This window comes from Streptomyces sp. NPDC029138 (genome assembly GCF_055564375.1).
The window spans coordinates 1-20,326 of the sequence record NZ_JBVHWM010000071.1 but is presented as its reverse complement, the minus strand read 5'-3'; the positions used below and the strand labels follow the sequence as shown (position 1 = coordinate 20,326).

Here is a 20,326-nt window from a genome sequence, read left to right as displayed (position 1 = left end):
CCGCCTGAGCCACACACGGAGGGCGATCCGTGGCCCGGCGGTGTGACCCGGTGGCATTCTTCGGGCATGGCAACCTCATTCCCCGAGATCGGTGATCGTCCCGACGATCTCGCCACCGCCGCCGAAGTGCGCCTGGACGACGGTCAGCTCGCACGGGCCGCCCAGTACGCGAGCCGCGAGGAGGTCCGGGCAGGAGACGTCCTCTACCAGGTGGAGGACGATTCGGTCGACCTCTTCCTGTGCGAGACGGCGACGCTGGAGGCGATCATCCCGTCCTCGGAGGGCGGTGACGGGCACCTCTTCATGACGCACGGCCCCGGCCAGTTCGCCGGCGAACTCAACCTGCTCACCGGGCAGCGGCGCGGGCTGACCGTACGTGTCGCGACCGGCGGCACGATCCACCGGGTCGAACCGGCGGCCTTCCGCCGGCTGATGGCCCAGGAGACCGAACTCTCCGACCTGCTCCTGCGCGCGATCCTCGCCCGGCGCCGGCTGCTGCGCCAGGCGACGGAGCAGACCCTGCGGATCGTCGGCGACGCCGGATCGGCCGCGGGCCTGGCCATGCGCACCTTCCTGGACCGTCAGGGTGTGCCGCACCGGTGGCTGGACAGCGGCTCCCCGCAGGGCGCGGACGCGATGCGTTCGTCCGGTCTCACCGAGGAGGACCTGCCCGCGGCTCTGTCGTCGCGCGAGGCGACGCCCCGTGTGACGCCGGGCGTGCTGAGCCAGCAGCTCAACCTCGCCTACCGCCGTACCGGGCGCGGCTCGGCCGACCTCACCGTCGTGGGTGCCGGTCCGGCGGGGCTGGCGGCCGCGGTGTACGGCGCCTCCGAGGGCCTGGAAACGGTGCTGCTGGACGGGGTGGCCGTCGGCGGCCAGGCCGCCACGAGCGCACGTATCGAGAACTACCTCGGTTTCCCCTTCGGGCTCAGCGGAGCCGATCTGACCGCGCGTGCCGCCGTACAGGCGCTGAAATTCGGTGTGCACCTCGCCAGTCCGTGCGGTGTCGTCGGGCTGAGCACCGAGGGCCCGGACCACGTCGTGACCCTGGTGGACGGAACCCGCATCGAGACGCGGGCGGTGATCGTCGCCACCGGAGCGGAGTACCGGGCGCTCCCTCTCGACGGCTGGGCGGAACTGACCGGCTGCGGCATCTACTACGCGGCCACCGACCTGGAGGCCCAGGCGGTCGCGGGCCGGCCGGTCGCCGTGGTCGGCGGCGCCAACTCCGCGGGCCAGGCCGCCCTGCACCTGGCCCGGTACGCCTCCGAGGTCACCCTGGTGGTACGGGGACCCGATCTCGGTGCCCGCATGTCCGCGTACCTCGTGGAACGCATCGTGAACGATCCGCGGATCACCGTGCTCACCGGCACCGAGGTGACGGCGCTGCACGGCAGGCCCCACCTGGACGGTGTGTCCCTGACCACCCGGGCCGAAGGCACGGGGGCGCGCCGTATGGACTGCGCGGGTCTGTTCTGCTTCATCGGGGCCCGTCCGGCGACGACATGGCTCGGTGGAGTGGTCCTGGACCCGGACGGGTTCGTGCCGACGGACCGGCAGTTGTCGACGGAGGACCTCGGACCGCGCTGGAAGGAACTGGGGCGCGAACCGCTGCCGTACGAGACCAGCGTGCCCGGCGTGTTCGCCGCCGGTGACGTGCGTCTGGCCTCGATGAAGCGGGTCGCCGCCGCCGTCGGTGACGGCGCCAGTGCCGTGCGCTCGGTCCACCAGTACCTCGCGACGATTCGAGGCGGGAACACTCATGAGCGAGCGACTGCGCGATGACGACATCGTCCACATCGGCCACGGTGTCCATCTGGTGTCGGGCAGCAGCACCAACTGGGTGATCGTCAAGGACGGTGCCGACGCCACACTGGTGGACACCGGATATCCGAACGACCACGAGCTGCTGCTGGCCTCCCTGGACGCGCTGGGTCTGAAGCCGGAAGCCGTGCGCGCGATCCTGGTGACGCACGCCCACAACGACCACATAGGTGCCGCGGAGCGCCTGCGGCTCGCGTACGGCACACCGGTCCTGATGCACGAGGAGGAGGTTCCCCACGCGCGGCGGGACCACCTGCACCAGGTCTCCGTAGGACAGGTGCTGACGCAGGCATGGCGCCCGGGTGTGCTGCCCTGGGCCGTCCACGCCATCCGGGCCGGGGGCACCGCACATGTGCCGGTCACCGAGCCCGCGCCGTTCCCCGCACCGGGTCCCCTGGACCTGCCCGGCGCGCCGGAGCCGGTGCACACTCCGGGGCACACCGAGGGGCACTGCGCCTATCTGCTGGCCGGCAGCGGCATTCTGATCAGCGGTGACGCCCTGGTCACCGCCCATCCGACGTCCCGGATCGCCGGCCCTCAGCTCCTCCCCGCCATGTTCGACACCGACCGGTCCGAAGCCCTGCGCTCCCTGGACGTGCTGGAAGGTGTCGACGCCGAGGTCATCCTGCCCGGACACGGACCGGCGCACCGGGGAAGCGTGAAGCGGGCCGTCGCACGCGCCCGGCAGCACGCCGTACGATGAGGCCGGGGGACGAGGTCCCCCCGGCCTCCCGATTCCCGCGCTACGCCTCGAAGACCTCGCGCAGCCTGGCCTCCTCCTGCTCGGACAGGTTGCTGTGGATCAACCGGGCGGTCCCGTGGGGGAACGCCTCGTGGACGCGGTCCACGACCGCGTCGGAGGTGAGCAGGAACAGGGCGGACGTGCCCAGCCCGACCTCGCCACGGACGCTCTCGATGAAGTCGTCGTCGATGCCGACGTCGGCCAGCGAGCCGCCCAGCGCACCGCTGAGAGCGCCCACGGCGGCGCCGAGCAGGGGCACGAAGAAGATCAGGCCGAACAGCAGGCCCCAGAAGGCGCCCGACAGCGCGCCCGCGGCGGTGAGGTTGTGAAGCTGCTTGGTCCTGGGCCGTTTGCGCCCCTCCGGCCAGGTGACGACCGCCGCGTCGTGGACCTGCACGAGCCCCTGCTTCTGCAGGGACAGCAGGGTTTCCTCGACGCGGTCGGCGCCGTCGGGGGTGGGGAACTTCCACACGGTGAGAGTGGCCACGGGGGCTCCTTTCGAGGATCGCCTCACATGACGACGGCCCGGAAGGCGTCGTGTGCGATCACGCGAGAACAGAAGAAGGCCGGTACGCACCGGGGTCCGCGGCCCGGCACCGTGCCGGCGCGGTCCGCCGGCGAGACGCAGGGGAAGACATGTACGCGGCCCGGATCGGTGGACAGCATACCCAAGACAGTCACCGCTGCAGATATGTATGTCGGTGCCGCGCCGGGTCAGCTCCGCAGCAGTTCGTCCGGCACGTCCGTACCGAGGAAGTCGAGGAGGGCGGCGAGCTTCCGGTCGAGTTCGACACCGACCTCGGTCACCTCGGGGATGCCGAGTCCGGCGAAGTGGGTGCTGGGTTGGTCCACGCTGAACCAGGCCGCTCCGGCCTCGTCCTGCCAGATCACAGTGCGCAGCGGCGCGTAGAGCATGGTCCGCGGGTCGTGGCGGTACATGCGCTCGGCGATGGTGTGGTTGCCCATCAGGTACCAGAAGCAGACCGCCTGGTGTCCGGCGCGGCGGAAGAGGGGGTGCGCCGCGTTCTTGGCGAAGATCATGAAACCGTGCGGGGCCGCCGAGGCGATGAGCCCGGTGATCTCCGACCAGGAGGCTTCCCGGCGGATCAGCGACTCCAGCTCCTCCTCCGGTACTGGTGGTACGGCGGCCTCGTAGCTCTGCCGGAAGTCGGACACGGACGGCACGGACACATCCAGACGCCGCACGGGGAACGTAGTCATTTCGCCTCCTGGCTGGTGCTCGGTCGATCGATGTCGACCATAACGGCGCGGTGGCTGACGCGCGGCGCACACGTATCCGACGGGCGGCCCGGCGGCCCGATTCTGCACCATCGGGCAACCGTGCCAAGAAGAACGACCGCCGTGCGGCACGGCTGTCAGGTGCCGTTCCCTTCGTCGAAGGCCTGCAGCGCGTCGCGCAGGGCGGCGCGGGAGGTGATGCCCAGCTTGGGGAACACCCGGTAGAGGTGGGCGCCCGCGGTGCGGGGCGAGATGTTGAGCTGCCGGCCGATCTCCTTGTTGGACAGACCGCTCGCCGCGAGTTCCGCGATACGACGCTCCTGTGCGCTCATCTTCACCCCGGTCCTGGCGTCAGCGACCCCGACGCCCACGCCGGCCGCGCGCAGTTCGTCCCGCGCGCGCTGCGCCCAGAGCGGGGCCTTCAGCTGCTGCTCGAACACTTCCAGCGCCACGCTCAACTGGACGCGCGCGGCCGTGTACTCCCGGCGCCGGCGGAGCCACTCGCCGTACCACAGCCGGAGACGGGCGTGTTCGAAGGGCCACAGGGAGGCGTCCGGGACCGCGAGGGCCGCCTCGTACAGCGCGCCCGCCTCGTCGTCGGGCGCGGCGACCGCGGCGGCCGCGGCGAGGATGACCGCGTGGTGCGGTGAGATGGTGTCCAGACGCGCCTGCCGCCCCGCCTCGACGTGTGCGCGGGCCGCCTCGGTCCTGCCGGTGCGCACCGCGGACTCCACCAGGTCCAGGAACACACGCGAGAAATGGGGGAAGTGGGAGGGCAGTTCTCCCGGCGGGGTCAGCGCGGAGGTCAGCAGATAGGCCTCCTCGAAGTCCCCGCGGCCGACCGCGGCACGGGCCCAGGTCTCGTTCACCGTGGACATCAGCAACTGCATGCGTCGCGGCTGGGCCCACGCGGTGATCGTGTCGCAGTGCCGGCGCAGCGCTGCCTCGTCCCCGCGGCCGGACGCGACCATGGCGAGTCCGTACGTGAAGATGATGTGGATGAGGTTGTACTCGTGCTCGTTGGCATCCGCGAAGCCCTGGGACGCGATCGCCTGGATCTTGTCCCATTCACCCCGCATGAAAGCCTCGTGGGCCCTGGCCACCACGCCGAAGCGCAGGCTGTCGTACGCGCCGTGCCCGACGGCCTCCCGCCACACACCGTCGTAGTACGTGAAGCAGTCGAGGTACATGGCCGTGTAGATCAGCCAGGTGACACGCCACAGGGGCGTGTCGGGAGACAGCGCGGCCGTCGCTTTGTCCAGTCGTTCCCGCACGTCATGAGCGGTCCGCGCGGGGTCGGCGACGCAGTCGAAGCACATGCGCGCGGACTCGGAGATCCGGTCGAGCGCGCGGTACACGGGGGGCCACAGTTCCGCACGGCCTCCCCACACCGCCGCGTTGAGCAGGACGTAGAACGCGTCGTCGTACGCGTCCACGTCCTTCGGGAGGGTGCTTCCGCGCGCCGCCTCCATGGCGGGGGGCAGGATGCGGTAGACCGCGTCGATGTCTCCCTCCCGGTGGAACTGCACGTAGCCCGCGGCCGCCGCCCCCCGCAGCGATTCCGCGGTCTGGCCGGCCAGTTCGTGGGCCGTTCCCAGGAGACCGGCGATGCCGGCGGCGAACGCGGCCTGCTCCAGTCGGCGTCCGCGTTCGGTGGGGTCCTCGCTCAGTTCGACGGCACGGCGGTACGCCGTGACGGCCTCCGCGGCACCGCCACGGGCCATGGCCCGCTCCGCCGCGCGGGTGAGTTCGACGGCGACCGCCTCATCGGGGTCGTCCGCGGCGTGGGCGAGATGCAGGGCGCGTCGCTCCGGCTCCGTCTTCAGGACCTCGGCCAGCGCACGGTGTGCGGCTCTGCGGCGCCCGGCCGGGGACATGTGCACCACGCAGGAGCGGACCAGGGGGTGCCGGAAGGTGACCTGCTCCGCGACGTGGTCGACGCGGACCAGTCCGGTGCGCTCGCCCGTCTCCAGCAGGCCGTCGTCCCACTCCTCGGCCCCTGTGCCGAAGGCCGCCCGGATGTCCCCCAGGTTGCCGGGGCGCTCCCCGTCCAGGGCCGTCAGCAGCAGGGCGAAACGTGTCACGGAGCCGAGCTGCCGGATGCGGTCGGCGAACACGCTCTCCAGCCGGCTGTTGAGCGGCAGGTTCGCCGGGAGGGCTTCGGCGCCGTCACGCTGGGCGTCGGTGAGCTGGCTCGGCAGCTCCACCAGGGCGAGCGGGTTGCCCTCGGACTCGTCCAGCAGCCGCCGCCTGGTCGTCTCGGCCAGCCCCGGGTGACTACTGTCGAGCAGCACCAACGCGTCGGGGGCCGGCAGCGGACCGACGTCGAGCACGCGCAGGCCCGTGGGGTCGAGGGAGCCGTGTGCTCCGCTCCGCGCGGCCATGATGAAGGCCGCCCGGCAACTGCTGAGCCTGCGGGTGATGAACGTCAGCACCTCGGCGCTGGAGCGGTCGATCCAGTGCACGTCGTCCACCACCACGCACAGGGGCCGCCCCTTGGACGCGGCTTGGAGGAGCGCCAGCGCCGCCGCCGAGATGGCGAAGCGTCCCGGCGCCGAGCCCTCACGGATCGAGAGCGCCTGTTCCAGCACGCAGCTCTGGAAGGCCGGCAGGTCCGCGAGGTGATCGAAGAGCGGATAGAGGAGCTGGTGCAGCGCGGAGAACGCGAGCCCCTGTTCGCTCTCGACTCCGACGACCTGGAGCAGGCGCAGTCCGCTCGCCCGGGCGTGGGCGGTCGCGGCTTCCAGCAGAGCGGTCTTTCCCACCCCGGGGTCGCCTTGCAGCAGCAGCGCTGCTCCTTCATTCTCCGCCTCGGCCAGCAGTGCTTCGAGAGCGTGTGACTCGGACGTACGGCCCACCAACGACAACGTTCCTCCCACGCCGGAGGACGGTTGCCCCTGCCGACACTCACATAGTGGCTGCCGGCGGGTAGGTAACGCATCTGTCGGTCGACTGGTATCGGCCAGGTTTCAGGCTCCTTCGGCCAGAAAGGTCAGCACATCCCGCGCGACCTCCCCGTGGTGCTGGAACAGGAAGCCGTGACCGGAGTCGGGATACGTTTTCAGCCGTGCGTCGGACAGCAGGCCCGCGAGCACGCGGGACGCGGCGGGCGGCGTGACAAGGTCGCTGTCCCCGTGCACCACGAGCGCGGGCTGCCTGATCGCGGAGAGCCTGCGCAGAGCGCCGTGGTCCGGGATGCCCCACTCGTTCATCGCCTCGTACTGCGCCTGCCTGGCCGCTCGGCGCGCCGGCAGGTCCCGGTCGTGCTCCCGCTCGATGTACCTGCCCAGGAACTCCAGCCCGCTGCGCTGGCTGGACTCGGTGTGGTTGAAGAAGACGTACAGGTAGTCCGCCAGGCTCGGCTGGTCGGCGTCGGCGCGGGCGAAGATGCCGTCGGGCCAGCCGAAGACGCCCGGGCCACCTCGCGGGGCGGTGGCCGCCAGCACCAGGCGGCGGACGACTGCGGGGCGCAGCAGGGCCAGCTCCTGTGCCGTGCAGCCCCCCATCGAGAATCCCAGCAGGTCCGCCTGCCGCACCCCGATGGCGGTCATGAAGGCGAGGGTGTCCACCGCCGTTTCCGCGATGGTGCGGGGGGTGTGGCCGGTGCTCAGACCGACCCCGGCGTTGTCGAAGGCGATGACGTCGCGTTCCGTCGCCAGGGCGTTGACCAGTGCCGGGTCCCAGCTGTCCAGGGTGCCGCGGAAGTGGTGGAGCATGAGCAGCGGCGGCTGTGAGCCGGAGGGACCACAGCGCCGATAGGCGTATGTGACGCCGTTGGGGGCGTGGACGACGTCGTTCGGTGCGTCGGTGTACATCTCGGAGCCTCCGCCGTGGCCTTGCCTCCCGTTCGGGTGGGAGGCGACGTGTGCCGTCGAGTGTGACGACGGGCCGGGGCCGGGGCATCGGACATTTGACCATGAGGAAGGCGTGACCGGAGCCAGTGAGGATCCGGTGTCAGACGGGCGGCAGCAGGCTCTCGGTGAGGGTGGCCCAGTCCAGGAGCGCGCCCTCGCCGGCGGAGGGGACCGTGAGATAGGTGTCTTCCAGCCATCGGCGGAGCACGGTCAGGTCGGCCGCGGACGTCGCATGCCCGTCGAACCGGCACATCGAATACCGCTGCCAGACCGGAGAGGTCACACCCGACCGCGCCGGCCGGCCGGGAGCCGGAAGGGCGCGGTGGCTCCCGGTGGGGGGCGGACCCGGCGGCGGGAGTGTCGGAGGGGTGGGACACGGCCGTGCCCCGTCGAACGCTTCCATCGTCACACCTCCGCGACGAGCCTGTGTTCCCACCAGCCTTTCGGACCGGCGCGCGGCGGGCCTCCGTCGTGTGACTGGCCCCTCGGCGGAAGGCGTGTCCCGGACCTCGGGGTGTCGCCACCCTCTCGGAAAGCACAGTCAGTCGACTGATGGATCCCCGGGTGAGGGCTCCTAGCCTGAACGAGACCGCGGCCCCTGACCCCTCGACGGCCGCCCGTGCGCGTATCCGTGTCCCAAGTGGTTCCGTACAAGAGACCGAGGCAGGTCCGAAGTGACAGACTCCTCCCCCGTCGCCCTGGCGGCTCTACAGGTGGCGCGTTCCGAGCCCGACATCGACCTACGACTGCTGCGGGCGTTCCTGGCCGTCGCCCGGGACGGTCACTTCGGTCGTGCCGCGGACCGTCTCATGGTCGCCCAGTCGGCGTTGAGCAGGCAGGTGCAGCAACTCGAACGCCTGCTGGGGGCGCCCCTGTTCACCCGCACGTCCCGGGGTGCCCGGCTGACCACCGTGGGACGGCTCGTGCTGCCGCATGCCGAACAGTCCATCGCCCAGAACCGTCGGCTCGTCCGCCTGGTGAGATCGGCGGCGGGGCAGTACGGAGCGCGCACGCTGACGATCTCCGCTCCCCTGCCCAGCCCTCCCGGCGGACTGCTGGCCGAGGCGGTGCGCCATTTCCGTGCCACGCACCCGGACATGCAGGTCTCGGTCGTCGGACTGGACGACTGCGATGTCGCCGCCGCACTGCGGGACGGCCGCGTCGACGCGGCTCTGACCTGGGGCGGGGACCTGTACACCGATCACTCGCAGGTGCTCCTCGAAGAGGGCGCCGACGCACTCGTGAGCCGGCACCACGCCTGGGCCGGGGCGCCGGAGATGTCCTTGGCCGCGCTGACCGAGGACCCGCTTCTCTTCCCGGTCCGGGAACGCGGGCACTGCTGGGACTCGCTGAACGAGCTGGCCGCCGCCGCACAGGTACGGCTGACCCCCGTGCCCACGGCTCCCTCCGCCGTCCCGGACCTGGTCGCGGCGGGCCTGGGGGTGTCCGTCGTACCGGCGTCCTTCGGTTTCGCCGGCTACACGGACGTGGCCTTCGTACCGCTGCCCGGTCTGCACCACCGGATGAGCGTCGTGTGGCACGGCGGTGACGGCTCCGCCGTCGCCGAGGCCTTCGTCGCGTCCTGCCGGTCCGCGGCCGCCGGGCTGACCGCGGCGCACCCCGATGTCTGGAGACTCCCCGCCACGTCTCGGCCACGTTGACGAAAACCCGGGTTTGCGTCGACGCGGGAAATCGCGCATCGTGTCCACGGCAGGGCGGCGGCCCGCGCGGGCGGCTTGTGGAATGAATCTGGAATGTCTCCCCCATTTTCTTGATTATTTCTGGAAGGGCGGCCGCCTGCGCGTTCTTGACTTCCCGGCGAAAAGGAAGAATCCGAACCCCCTGGGTGTTACGTGATAGTTTCCGCTCAATTCCGAGGAGCCGGGGAGGAACAATGGTCCGTGGACGCGTGGACGAGGACCCGCTGGACGGGATCGTCGGGCGTGAGCCGGAGATGTCCCGTGTCCTGCGAGGCCTTTTCCCGGAGCGGGCCGAGGAGGCCGGCGCCCTCCTCCTCGTGGGCGAGTCCGGCATGGGCAAGACCACACTGCTGCACGCCGTGGCGGCGGAGGCGGGCCGCCGCGGGACCGTCCTGCGCTGCGCCGGCAGCCAGGCCGGGCGGACGCTCGCACACGGCGCCCTGCACCAGTTGCTGAGGCCCGCCCTGCATCACCTGCCCCGGCTGCCGGCCGCGCAGGGCGCTGCCCTGTCCCGCGCCCTCGGCATGCGGCACGCGCCGGCCCGTACCGCTGACGCCGAAGGCGGTGACGAGCGGCAGCTCGTCGGGCTCGCTTCCCTGAACCTGCTGCTGGCCGCGGCCACCCACCGCCCGGCCACGATCGTCGTGGACGACCTCCAGTGGCTGGACGCCGCCTCTCTGGAGACCTTGCTGTTCATCGCGCGACGCATAGCCGGCGAACCGGTGGGTCTGCTGGCGGCCGTACGCGGCGACGTCGCGTCCGCACCCGGGTGGTCCGATCTCGAGCCGGTGCCGGTCGGGCCCTTGTCCGGGGAGGCGGCCGGACGCTTGCTGGACGCGCAGCCCGTGGTTCCCCGGGGCTGGGTGCGCGGGCAGGTGCTGCGGCTGGCGGCGGGTAATCCGCTGGCCTTGGTGGAGTTGGCGCGGGACGCCGCGGAGCGGGGCTTTTCGAGGTGGGACACGGCGGTGGGGGCGGGATTCTCGCTGCCGGCCCGGTTGGAGAAGGCCTTCGCGGAACGGTTGGACGGATTGCCGGAGGCCACCCGCCGGGTGCTGTTGTTCGCGGCGGCCGCGGACGGGCCGGACATGCGGGCGGCGCTGTCGGCGGCCGCGTCGCTGCCTGGCGGCGGCGCCGAGGCGTGGGCGGCCGCGGAGGACGCGGGGCTGGTGCGCCTGGTGAGCGGGAGGGTCGAGTTCCGGCATCCGCTCATGCGCTCCGTGGTGTATGGGACGGCGTCGTTCGCGGAGCGTCGCGAGGTGCATCTGCGGCTGGCGGACGGGCTGGCGGAGGATCCCGACCGGCGGGCGTGGCATCTGGCCGCGGCGTCCCTGGCGCCGAACGAGTCGGTCGCGGGCGCGCTGGTGGAGACGGCGGACCGGGCACGTCGGCGGGGCGGCTATCGCGTGGCGGCCGCGGCGCTGGAGCGCGCGGCGCAGTTGAGCGAACGGGGATGGTCGCGGGCGCGGCGGTTGCTGGACGCGTGCGATCTCGCCGTGCACGCGGGCGAGCCGTGGTGGGTGGAGGCGCTGACGGGCGAGGTTGTCGCGGCGACGGACGACACCGGGATGCTGGCCGAGGCGGCGCTGCGGAGAGGGTGGGCGCTGGCGGCGACCGGCCGGCAGAGGGCCGCGCTCTCGCATCTGCTGCCGTTGGCCGCCCACATGACGGACGCCTCGCCGGTGACGGCGCTGGACGCGGTCAGTCACAGCGCGGTGGTTCTGTACTGCAGCGGCGACGAAACCTTCCGCCGCCAGGCACAGGGGCTGCTGGCACGTATCCCGGACGACGTGGGCAGCGCGTACGAACAGGTGTGGGCACGTGCCTGCTGTGACCCCTTCGGTGACCGTCGCGGTGTGCTGGCGGCGCTGGAGCGCGCCGCGGCCGCCGCGGACGACGTGCCCGGACGGTTGAGCGTGCTGGGAGGCGCGGCCTGGATCCTGGACGAGACGGCGCTGGGGGTGCGGTTGCTGAGTGCGGTGATAGAACGTCTCCGGACGGTGACGACCGCGGGCTCCAGCGCCATGGTGGGACAGACGCTCGCGTTGGCGCAGTTCGACGCCGGTGCGTGGGAGGCGGCGTGCGAGTCCGCCGAGGACGCGCGGCGGGTGGCGGAGGAGAACGGGCTGGAGTCGGCGGCGTGGGTGGCCGTGTACGTGAGCGCGATGGTGCTGGCGTTGCGCGGGGAGGACGCCCGGGGGCTGATGGCGCGGGCCGTGCGGGGGCTCGACGTGTCGGAGAGCCGGGCGCTGGGTGTGCGTATGGCGACGGTGCGTGCGGCGGTGGCCGCCGCCGAGGGTGATCACGCGCTGGAGTTCGAGTTGTTGCGGGGGCTGTTCACGGCGGGGCCCGACCCACGGCCGGTGCACTACCACTGCTCCCTCTACGGCGTGGGGGACCTGGCGGCCGCCGCCGTCCGGGTGGGGCGGCCCGAAGAGGCGGTCGCGGTGGTCGACGCGGTCGAGCGGTGGGTGGGCGAGGGGATGTCGCCGCGCCTGCGGCTGCTCGTCGGACGGGCGCGGGCGTTGCTGTGCGAGGGGGAGGAAGCGGAAGGGCTGTTCCGTACGGTCGTGGGGGACCCGGTGGGCGAGCAGTGGCCGTTCGAGCGGGCGGTGGTGTCGCTGGAGTTCGGTGAGTGGCTGCGCCGCAGGCGCCGGATGAGCGAGGCGCGGGCCGAACTGGCGCGGGCGCTGACGGTGTTCGAGCGGCTGAAGGCGCATCCGTGGGTGGAGCGGACGACGGGAGAGCTGCGCGCCTGCGGGGTACCCGTGCGGGACGCGGAGGGGCACCCGGGGTCGGTTGAGCGTCTGACCCCTCAGCAGTTGCAGATCGCGCGGCTGGCGGCGGCGGGGCTCACCAATCGGCAGATCGGCGAACGGTTGCTGCTGTCCGCCCGTACCGTGGGCTTCCACCTGTACCAGGTCTTCCCCAAGCTGGGGGTCAGCAGCCGGACCCAGCTCCACGACGCGCTCAGCCGCGCCGGACTGCCACGGGAGCGGACACCGGACCCCGCGTCCGGCACCGGGGGCGTGCCGGCGACGCGCCCCGGCGCCGACCCCGACGAGACGTCGTCACGGCTGGTGAGCCGGCGGTAGTGCGCACACATGCAGGCACCGGCGTCCCGATGACACGTGTGCGTCTGCGGAGCAAGTGACCGGCGGCTGAACGTACTTGGGCTCGGCTATGATCGCGCACATGCACTCCACCGTCGCATCCCCGGCCTCAGACGTGTCCGAGCCGGGGACAGACCGATGAGAATCAGCATCGTGGGTGGGGGCATAGCCGGCCTGACCTGCGCCCTGAGTCTGCACGCCGCCGGGTTCCAGCCGCGGGTCCGGGAGGCGGCACGGACCATCGAGGCCGTCGGCGTGGGGATCAACCTGCTGCCGCACGCCGTCCGGGAACTCGCCGAACTCGGCCTGGCCGACGAACTGGCCGCCATCGCGCTGCCCCCGCAGCGGCTGAGTTATCACGACCGGACCGGCGCACCCGTGTGGGAGGAGCCGCTCGGACTCGCGGCCGGTTACGCCTGGCCGCAGTACTCCGTGCACCGCGGGCGGCTGCACATGATGCTGCTGGCGGCGGTGCGCGAGCGCCTGGGGCCGGACGCCGTCCGCATCGGCCTGCTGTTCCAGCGCTTCGAGGAGACGGCCGACGGCATCCGGACCCGCTTCCTGGACCGGACGAGCGGTGAGCCGACGGTCGAGGACGCCGACCTGCTGATCGGTTCCGACGGCATCGACTCCGCCGTCCGCGCCCAGCTGTATCCCGACGAAGGGCCCTCCCCCTGGAACGGCGTCCACATGTGGCGCGGGATCGCACGGTTCCCGCACATCCTCGACGGCCGTTCGATCGTGGTGGCCGGCGGCACACCCGGCGAGAAATTCGTCGCCTACCCGCTCGACGACCCGCCGACCGAGGGCGGCGAAGCCCTGATGAACTGGGTGCTGGAGGTGCGGCACGCACACTCCGCCGAAACGCTGGACCGCTCGAACCGCCGTATCACGCCGGCCGAGGCCCGGGCCGGCCTGGCGGACTGGAGCCTGCCCTGGATCGACCTGGAGGCGCTGGCCGAGCGGTCCTCGGCTGTCTTCGAGTACCCCATGCTCGACCGCGACCCGTTGCCGCGGTGGAGCTTCGGACGGGTCACCCTGCTCGGCGACGCCGCACACCCGATGTTCCCGATGGGCATGAACGGCGGATCCCAGTCCGTCGTCGACGGCCGGGTGCTCGCCTGGTACCTGGCCCGGGACGGCGACCCCGACACCGCGCTGCGCCGCTACGACGAGACGCGCCGCCCGGTGGTCAACGCGATCGTGCTGGGCAACCGGGAGCTGGGACCGGAGGCGATCATCGCGCGCGCCGCCGAGCACGGGGGTCCCCTGCCCGCCGGTGAGGCCGAGAAGATCGCGCGCGGCTACAAGGAGCTGACTCAGGCAGAGGTGGCCGAGGTCAACGGCCATGGGTCATGGACGGTCCCGGGTCACGTCACCGACGACTTCCGTCCGAGCCGCTAAGTCGGACGACGGATCACCCCGGACGGCGCGAAGGGAAGAATCGGGGCTGACCCACCGCGTCTGACGCGCGACGGCCAGACCGCCCCACCCTCGATGAACCAGGAGACCACACCCGGACCAGTGCTGGGACCTGCTGCGGCAGCGGCGGGCCAGGACCGAGTTCGGGGAAGACCCCGACGAGGCCCGTGTACGGCCGCAGTCCCAGGTGGAGAACTACCGGTCCTGACGGAGCCGTGGCACGCGGCAGGACGCGCGAGGCCGGCGCGGGTCACGGGGTATATCCGGAAGTTGGGTCGTTTGAGCCCCTGATTCCCCGCCCGGACGCGTCTGACGTGCAGGATTACGCAGCATGCCGACAGCGACCGAAGAGTTTTCGGTCGCTGCCGGCGTTGCGGACGGCGGGCGGCGCCCGCTGCTCAGTCCACCCAGGAGGCGAACAGCGCGTTGAGTCCCTCCGCCATGGTCGGGTGCGCGATCATGCCGTCCCGCAGGCGGGTGAACGGCATCTCCGCCCACATGGCCGTCTGCACCACGGACAGCACCTCCGCCGATTCCGGGCCGAGCAGGGCGGCACCGAGGATCTGCTCGGTGTCCCGGTCGACCACTGCCTTCCACAGACCCCGCGTGTCCCGCAGTGTGCGCGCCCGCGGGATGGCCTTGACCGGCAGTTTCGCGACCCTGACGGAACGGCCCGTGGCGCGGGCCTGCTCCTCGGTGAGACCGACGCGGGCGAGTTCCGGGTCGGTGAACAGGTTCCAGGGCACCAGCCGGCCGGCCGTACTGCGGGCACCGCCGTTGATGTTGGCCTTGACGATGCGGTAGTCGTCCAGCGACACGTGGGTGAACTGCGGGCTGCCGGCCACGTCGCCCACCGCCCAGGTGTGCGGGGCGTCGGTCGCCAGCCGGTCGTCCACCCGTACGAACCCGCGGTCGTCGGTCCGCACCCCCGCCGCCTCCAGGCCCAGGTCGCGCGTGACGGGGTCCCGGCCGGTCGCCGCGAGGATGTCGTCGGCGGTCAGGCTCCGCCCGTCCTCCAGCAGCACCCGCACCGTCCGCCCCTCCCGGACCACTTCCTTCACCGTGACGTCGGTGATCAGTTCGACGCCGTCCTCCTGTAGGTATGCCGCCAGGGCCGTGGCGATGTCCCGGTCCTCGTTCCGCAGCAGGTGGGGGCCGCGTTCGAGGACCGTCACCCGGCTGCCGAACCCGGCGAACATGTGGGCGAACTCCAGTCCCACGTATCCGCCGCCGAGGACCAGGAGGCTGTCCGGGATGCGGCGCAGGTCCATGATGCTCTCGCTGGTCAGCGGTTCCGCCTCGGGGAGCCCGGGGATGGCCGCGATGTGCGGGATCGTCCCCGTGTTGATCACCACGTCGGTGCCGCGTACGACACGGCGGCCCCCGTCGTTGAGGTGGATCTCCACCGTCCGCTCCGCCACGAAGCGCGCGGTGCCGAGGACGAAGTCCATGCCGCTGTCCAGGAACTGCCGGTGGTTGAGCTCGACCATGTCGGAGACGACGCCCTCCTTGTGCGCGCGCAGCAGCTCCAGGTCCACCTGGGGTGTGCCCAGCCGGAGCCCCAGCGACTCGGCGCTGCCGGCCCTGCGGGCCAGCCGGGCACTCGTCACCAGCGTCTTGGTGGGGATGCAGGCGACGTTGATACACGTGCCGCCGATCATGCCCCGCTCCACCATGAGCACCCTGCCGCCGGCCCGCGCGGTGTCCATGGCGAGGGTCTTGCCGGCTTTGCCGCCACCCACCACCAGCAGATCCACGTCCTCCACGAGTTCCTCCGTAACGTTCATTCCCTCTCCGTCCTCCTCGGCCGTGAACAAGTGGTGCGGCGGGGCGGCCGGCGCGTCACACACCGGCTGCCCCGGTCCATGCTCGCCGCTCTCACGGGTGAACGCATCAGTCGAATGACCACCCACCGCGCGGCGCGATGCGGGAAACCCTTCCCTTCCGGCCGTGACGGAGTGCGGAACGACGGTCACCGGCGACAGGGCGACATGCCCGCCGGCCCGCCCCGGACCCACGTCGCGGGTCGTCACGGGCGTTGCGGCGGCCCCGACAGCGGGAGGCCGGGCGCCGTTCACCGCGGTGAGTCAACCGACTGATGACCTCTGAACGGCCCGGACCTACCGTTTCGGCGTGGCCGCCGAACGGAGCACCACCTCGGTGCAGGAGTACAGCGGTGCGCAGGCGGCGGACCCGCTGCCGGAACACCGTCCGGACGGTGAAAGGAGGACGCCTCGATGCCCGTGACACCACGTCGACGCAGCGGCGAGGAACAGGATCCGGCGCCAACGATACGTTTCACGCTGCTGGGGCCGGTACGGGCCTGGCGGGCCGGGGAGGAACTCCCTCTCGGCCCCCGCCAGCAACGCCTGCTCCTCGCCGCGCTGCTGGCGGGCGCGGGACGGCCCGTCCCGCTGACGGAGCTCATCGGCCTGCTGTGGGACGGTGACCCGCCGGTCAGCGCGATGAACGCGGTCCACCGGTATGTCGGCTCACTGCGGCGGCTGCTCGAACCAGGCCTGCCGATCAGGTCGTCGGGCCGGTGGCTCGTCCGGCAGGCGGGGAGCTACCTGCTCCGTGTCGACGCGGACAGTCTGGACCTGCTCAGGTTTCGCGACCTCGTCCGGCAGGCCCGCGCCACGGCCGCCACGGGCGACCTGCCGGCGGCCGTCGACATGTATCTGGAGGCGCTGGGACTGTGGCAGGGCCACTGCGCGGAGGACCTGGGCCCTGTCACCTCGGTACATCCGGCCTTCGCCATGGTGGAACACGAATACGCTCCGGTCGTGTGCGAGGCGGCCACCGCGGCCCTGGGCTGCGGCCGGGCCGGCTCCGTCCTGCTGCCCGTGCGGCAGGCCGCCGACCGCTGCCCGCTCGACGAAGCGCTCCAGGCGTCCCTGCTGCTCGTGCTGGCCGCGGACGGCAAGCAGGCGGAAGCGATCGCGCTGTACCGGACCATCAGGACCCGGTTGTCGGACGAACTGGGGGTCGATCCCGGGGCGGAGCTGCGGGCCGCTCACCAGAGCGTCCTGCGCGGCAGCCCGGCGGAGTCCCGGGTACCGGCGTCCACCGGTTCCTCGGCACCGCCCGCGGCGTCGTCCCCGCGATTCCCGGCGCCGTGGATCGACCCCGCCCAGCTACCGCCGGACCTGCCCTTCTTCACGGGACGCGAGCAAGCCCTCGACCAGGCGCTGGACACCGCGCAGCGGGTCGGCGACGGCCTGCGCGTCCTGGCCGTCGACGGCATTCCCGGGGTCGGCAAGACCGCGCTGGCGGTCCACTTCGCCCATCGCGTGGCGGCGGACTTCCCCGACGGACAGCTCTACGCGGACCTGGGCGGCTTCGCGGCCCACGGTGACCCCGTGGATCCGGGTGAGGTGCTGCACGGGTTCCTGGAGGCCCTGGGCGTGGAGCGGCACCGCATTCCCGTCGCCGTGGAGGCCAGGTCGGCCCTCTTCCGCAGCGTCCTGGCCGGGCGTCGCGTGCTCGTGGTGCTCGACAACGCGTTCGACGCGGACCAGGTACGGCCGCTGCTGCCCGGAACCTCCGAGTGCATGGTCGTGGTGACCAGCCGGAGCCGGCTGACCGGCCTTGCCACCGCGCACGGAGCACGGTCGCTCTCCCTGGACGTGCCCTCGGTGGCCGAGGCGACGGCGTGCTTCCTCCAGCGTGTCGGCCCCGCGCGGACCGACGCCGGCGTGGCCGTCGTCGAGGAGATCGTGGCGCGCTGCGGCCGGCTCCCCCTCGCCCTGGCCCTCGTGGCCGCCCGCGCGGCGAGCCGTCCCGAGCAGCCGCTGACCCGGTTGGCCGCCGAACTGGCCGCCGCGCAGGGCAGCCTCGGAGGCTTTGACGAGGACGACAGCGCCAACGCCGTGCGCGGTGTCTTCTCCTGGTCCTACCGGACGCTCGGTGCCGAGGCCAAGCGGGTCTTCCGGCTGCTGCCCCTGCACCGGACCTCCGACATCAGTACGACCACCCTGACGCGTGCGGCCGGTATCCCGCGGGACGCGGCGGCCACGGCCGCCGGGGAATTGGTGCGCGCCCGCCTGCTGGACGTCCGGGGCCGTGACTGGTACGTCGCGCACGCGCTCGTACTGGCCTATGCGGCCGAGCTCGAACGTGCCGGGGAAGCGGATCGTTCGGCCGCTCCGCGCCGCTCGTACGTGCGCTCCCGTCGTTCCGCGCGGCCCGTGGCGCGGCCGCTGCCCGGCCGGGCCGACGCACACCTGGGGTAATGGGCCTTCTGAACACCTCGTGCGGCGAAGGTATGCCCGCGGGCCACGGTCGAGCCGGGGACCTCCGGGGAGAGCGCCTGGCGCGGGCCCTCGACGCCGGGCCCGCGTCGGCCCTCACGGGTCAGCCTGGTACCGTCCAGGCGGCGTTCGGCGTAGGGAGGCACCGCGGGCCCATCGGCGCCGGCAGCCTGTCTGTCGCCGCCCGGTCGGTCACGGCCCCTGTGGGAGCGGAGCCTGACCGGCGCGTCCACGACGGATGCCCGTATCGGCAGATGCCGGTACCGCATGCCTCCCCGGTGCGCCGGACCTCCCGCGGCGACACCGGGCACGCCGGTTGCCGACCCATGGCCTCCGTCAGAAAGGGCAGCCAGCTGTGAACACGTATGAGGCGGACACGTGGCCGGCCGTCGCCGAGCCGGACATCGACCCGAGACTGCTGCGCGCCTTCCTCGCCGTGGCCAGGGAAGGGCACTTCGGGGATGCCGCCGCCGCCCTGGGCATCGCCCAGCCCGCGCTCAGCAGACAGGTGCGCCGGCTGGAACGTCTCCTGGGAACCGACCTGCTGGCCCGCACGCCCCGGGGCGCCGAACTCACCGAGGCCGGCCGGACGGTCGTACCGGAGGCGGAGCGCGCTCTGGCCTACAACCGGCGCCTCGTACGGGCCGCCCGGTCCGCGGCCGACGCCGGGCCCGCCGTCCTGACGGTCTCGGCCCCCATGCCCAGCCCGCCGGGCGGGCTGCTCGCCGAAGCGGTACGCCGTCTGTGGTCCGGCCGCACCCGCACCCGGGTGTCGGTCGTGGAACTGCGCGACGGACAGCAGGCGGCCGCTCTCGCCGACGGACGTGTCGACGCCGTCCTCACCTGGGATCCGCCGGCGGCCGACGGGCTGGCCGGCGAGGTACTGGTGGAGGAGCGCACCAGCGCGCTCCTGGCCCAGGGGCATCCCCGTGCCGGAGCGCGGCTGATGCCGCTCGCCGCGCTGGGAGCGCAGGCCGTGCTGTTTCCCGTGCGCGAGCGCAGCCACTGCTGGGCCCAGCTGGACGCCGCGGCAGGCGCCGAGGGGGTGGGCATCACCGCCGTGCCCACGGCGCCCTCGGCGGTGGCCGACCTGGTGGCGGCCGGCCTGGGTGTCTCCGCCGTACCGGGATCGTTCCGGTTCTCCGGGTATCCGGGCGTGACGTTCGTGCCGCTGGAGCGGCTGTCCGGCACGATGAGCGTGGTCTGGCGGCGCGACGACGCCTCCCGGGCCGTGGCCGGCTTCGTGGCGGCCTGTCGCGACGCGGCCCGGTCCCTGGCCGCCGCGCACGGGGACGTCTGGCGGCTCCCGGAGACGACCGGTCCCCTCGTCCGGCGGGCGGGGAGCGGCACGGAAGTGATCCCCGCCGTGTGACACGCTCTCCGGCGCATCAGCCCGGTGGTCGTGTACACCGGGCCGGCTGCCTGGCCCCTCTCCGGTACCGCGTCCGCTGCTCCACTCTCCCCGGTCGCCCTCCTCCCGGGTCGCCCCGCCCACCTCCCGGGCAGCCCCCACTCTCCGGTCAAGACACCCGCCTCCGGCCGAGGCACACACCGTCCGGTCACGACACGCACCACAAAGATTCCACTCCCGATCCGCATGCTGTTCAGGAGGCAGCGCGTGGCCCGTTCCGGAACGGACGGCGAGCCGCGGAAAGCCGCCCCGGCTCCACCACCCCAGATTGCGATCCGTTCCGGCAGGGAGAAACATGTCCGCTGTTACCCACCACACCGCTCCCACGCAGTTCGTCGAGGCCGACGGTGTCCGCTACGCCTACCGCAGGCTCGGCTCAGGCGGCGAGGTCCCCCTCGTCATGCTCCAGCACTTCACCGGCAACCTCGACAACTGGGACCCGGCGCTCGTCGACGCGCTCGCCGCCGAACGCGAGGTCATCCTGGTCGACTACCCCGGCGTCGCCTCCTCCACCGGTGCCTTCGCCACCACCATCGCGCAGATGGCCCAGCAGATCATCACCTTCACCGCCGCCCTCGGCCTGGAGCAGATCGACCTGCTCGGCTTCTCCATCGGCGGCTTCGCCGCCCAGGACATCGCGCTGATCAGGCCCCGCCTGGTCCGCCGCCTCGTCCTCGCCGGGACCGGTCCCAAGGGAGCCCCGGGCATGCACGGCTGGCGCAAGGACATCGAGACGCACGCCCGCGCCGAGGTGCCCACCGGCGAGGACCT

The 20,326-nt window shown here is 72.4% G+C and carries 14 protein-coding genes and 1 pseudogene; 9 read left to right on the top strand and 6 right to left on the bottom strand.

The features are described from left to right. The first annotated feature begins 66 nt into the window (after positions 1-66). Positions 67-1,785, top strand: coding sequence for an FAD-dependent oxidoreductase (locus ACZ4WH_RS36405; protein WP_468188963.1), 1,719 nt, complete (start codon positions 67-69; stop codon positions 1,783-1,785). Next, positions 1,763-2,527: an MBL fold metallo-hydrolase gene (locus ACZ4WH_RS36400; protein ID WP_468188960.1), complete on the top strand. Its 765-nt coding sequence runs from the start codon at positions 1,763-1,765 to the stop codon at positions 2,525-2,527. Before ACZ4WH_RS36405 ends, ACZ4WH_RS36400 begins: the two co-directional genes overlap by 23 nt. Before the next feature lie 40 nt (positions 2,528-2,567). Here ACZ4WH_RS36400 and ACZ4WH_RS36395 read toward each other — a convergent pair whose 3' ends face one another. The 5 genes from ACZ4WH_RS36395 to ACZ4WH_RS36375 all read right to left on the bottom strand — a co-directional run bounded on the left by ACZ4WH_RS36395 (position 2,568) and on the right by ACZ4WH_RS36375 (position 7,942). Beyond that, complete coding sequence (locus tag ACZ4WH_RS36395) at positions 2,568-3,053, bottom strand: DUF1269 domain-containing protein (protein ID WP_468188958.1); 486 nt, start codon at positions 3,051-3,053, stop codon at positions 2,568-2,570. 227 nt (positions 3,054-3,280) lie between these two features. Further along, positions 3,281-3,787: a DUF302 domain-containing protein gene (locus ACZ4WH_RS36390; RefSeq protein WP_468188955.1), complete on the bottom strand. Its 507-nt coding sequence runs from the start codon at positions 3,785-3,787 to the stop codon at positions 3,281-3,283. Positions 3,788-3,942: 155 nt separating this feature from the next. Then, positions 3,943-6,684, bottom strand: coding sequence for an ATP-binding protein (locus ACZ4WH_RS36385; RefSeq protein ID WP_468188952.1), 2,742 nt, complete (start codon positions 6,682-6,684; stop codon positions 3,943-3,945). A gap of 90 nt (positions 6,685-6,774) precedes the next feature. After that, positions 6,775-7,620, bottom strand: coding sequence for an alpha/beta fold hydrolase (locus ACZ4WH_RS36380; protein ID WP_468188950.1), 846 nt, complete (start codon positions 7,618-7,620; stop codon positions 6,775-6,777). Positions 7,621-7,759: 139 nt separating this feature from the next. Continuing rightward, positions 7,760-7,942 carry a hypothetical protein gene (locus tag ACZ4WH_RS36375; RefSeq protein ID WP_468188947.1) on the bottom strand — a complete coding sequence of 61 codons (183 nt, stop codon included), beginning with the start codon at positions 7,940-7,942 and terminating at the stop codon, positions 7,760-7,762. Between the two features lie 391 nt (positions 7,943-8,333). Between ACZ4WH_RS36375 and ACZ4WH_RS36370 the strand changes: the two genes are divergently transcribed. The 4 genes and pseudogenes from ACZ4WH_RS36370 to ACZ4WH_RS36355 form a co-directional block, all read left to right on the top strand. Beyond that, positions 8,334-9,320 carry a LysR family transcriptional regulator gene (locus ACZ4WH_RS36370; RefSeq protein ID WP_468188945.1) on the top strand — a complete coding sequence of 329 codons (987 nt, stop codon included), beginning with the start codon at positions 8,334-8,336 and terminating at the stop codon, positions 9,318-9,320. A gap of 233 nt (positions 9,321-9,553) precedes the next feature. After that, on the top strand, positions 9,554-12,451 hold the full coding sequence (locus ACZ4WH_RS36365) for an ATP-binding protein (protein ID WP_468188943.1): 2,898 nt from the start codon (positions 9,554-9,556) through the stop codon (positions 12,449-12,451). Positions 12,452-12,607: 156 nt separating this feature from the next. Beyond that, complete coding sequence (locus tag ACZ4WH_RS36360) at positions 12,608-13,873, top strand: FAD-dependent monooxygenase (protein ID WP_468188940.1); 1,266 nt, start codon at positions 12,608-12,610, stop codon at positions 13,871-13,873. Positions 13,874-13,988: 115 nt separating this feature from the next. Then, positions 13,989-14,099 (top strand): annotated as a pseudogene (locus ACZ4WH_RS36355) (DUF2630 family protein); the annotation flags it as partial. A gap of 190 nt (positions 14,100-14,289) precedes the next feature. Here ACZ4WH_RS36355 and ACZ4WH_RS36350 read toward each other — a convergent pair. Then, positions 14,290-15,678, bottom strand: a complete 1,389-nt coding sequence (locus ACZ4WH_RS36350) for a dihydrolipoyl dehydrogenase family protein (RefSeq protein ID WP_468188937.1) — start codon at positions 15,676-15,678, stop codon at positions 14,290-14,292. A 450-nt stretch (positions 15,679-16,128) separates the two neighbouring features. On the opposite strand from ACZ4WH_RS36350, the gene ACZ4WH_RS36345 reads away from it, so the two are divergent. The 3 genes from ACZ4WH_RS36345 to ACZ4WH_RS36335 form a co-directional block, all read left to right on the top strand. Beyond that, complete coding sequence (locus ACZ4WH_RS36345; protein WP_468188935.1) at positions 16,129-18,126, top strand: AfsR/SARP family transcriptional regulator; 1,998 nt, start codon at positions 16,129-16,131, stop codon at positions 18,124-18,126. A gap of 373 nt (positions 18,127-18,499) precedes the next feature. Next, the gene (locus tag ACZ4WH_RS36340; protein WP_468188933.1) at positions 18,500-19,516 is read left to right on the top strand and encodes a LysR family transcriptional regulator; all 1,017 of its coding nucleotides are present in this window, start codon (positions 18,500-18,502) and stop codon (positions 19,514-19,516) included. A gap of 334 nt (positions 19,517-19,850) precedes the next feature. Further along, the coding region (locus tag ACZ4WH_RS36335) for an alpha/beta fold hydrolase (RefSeq protein WP_468188931.1) at positions 19,851-20,326 on the top strand (476 nt) is incomplete at its 3' end.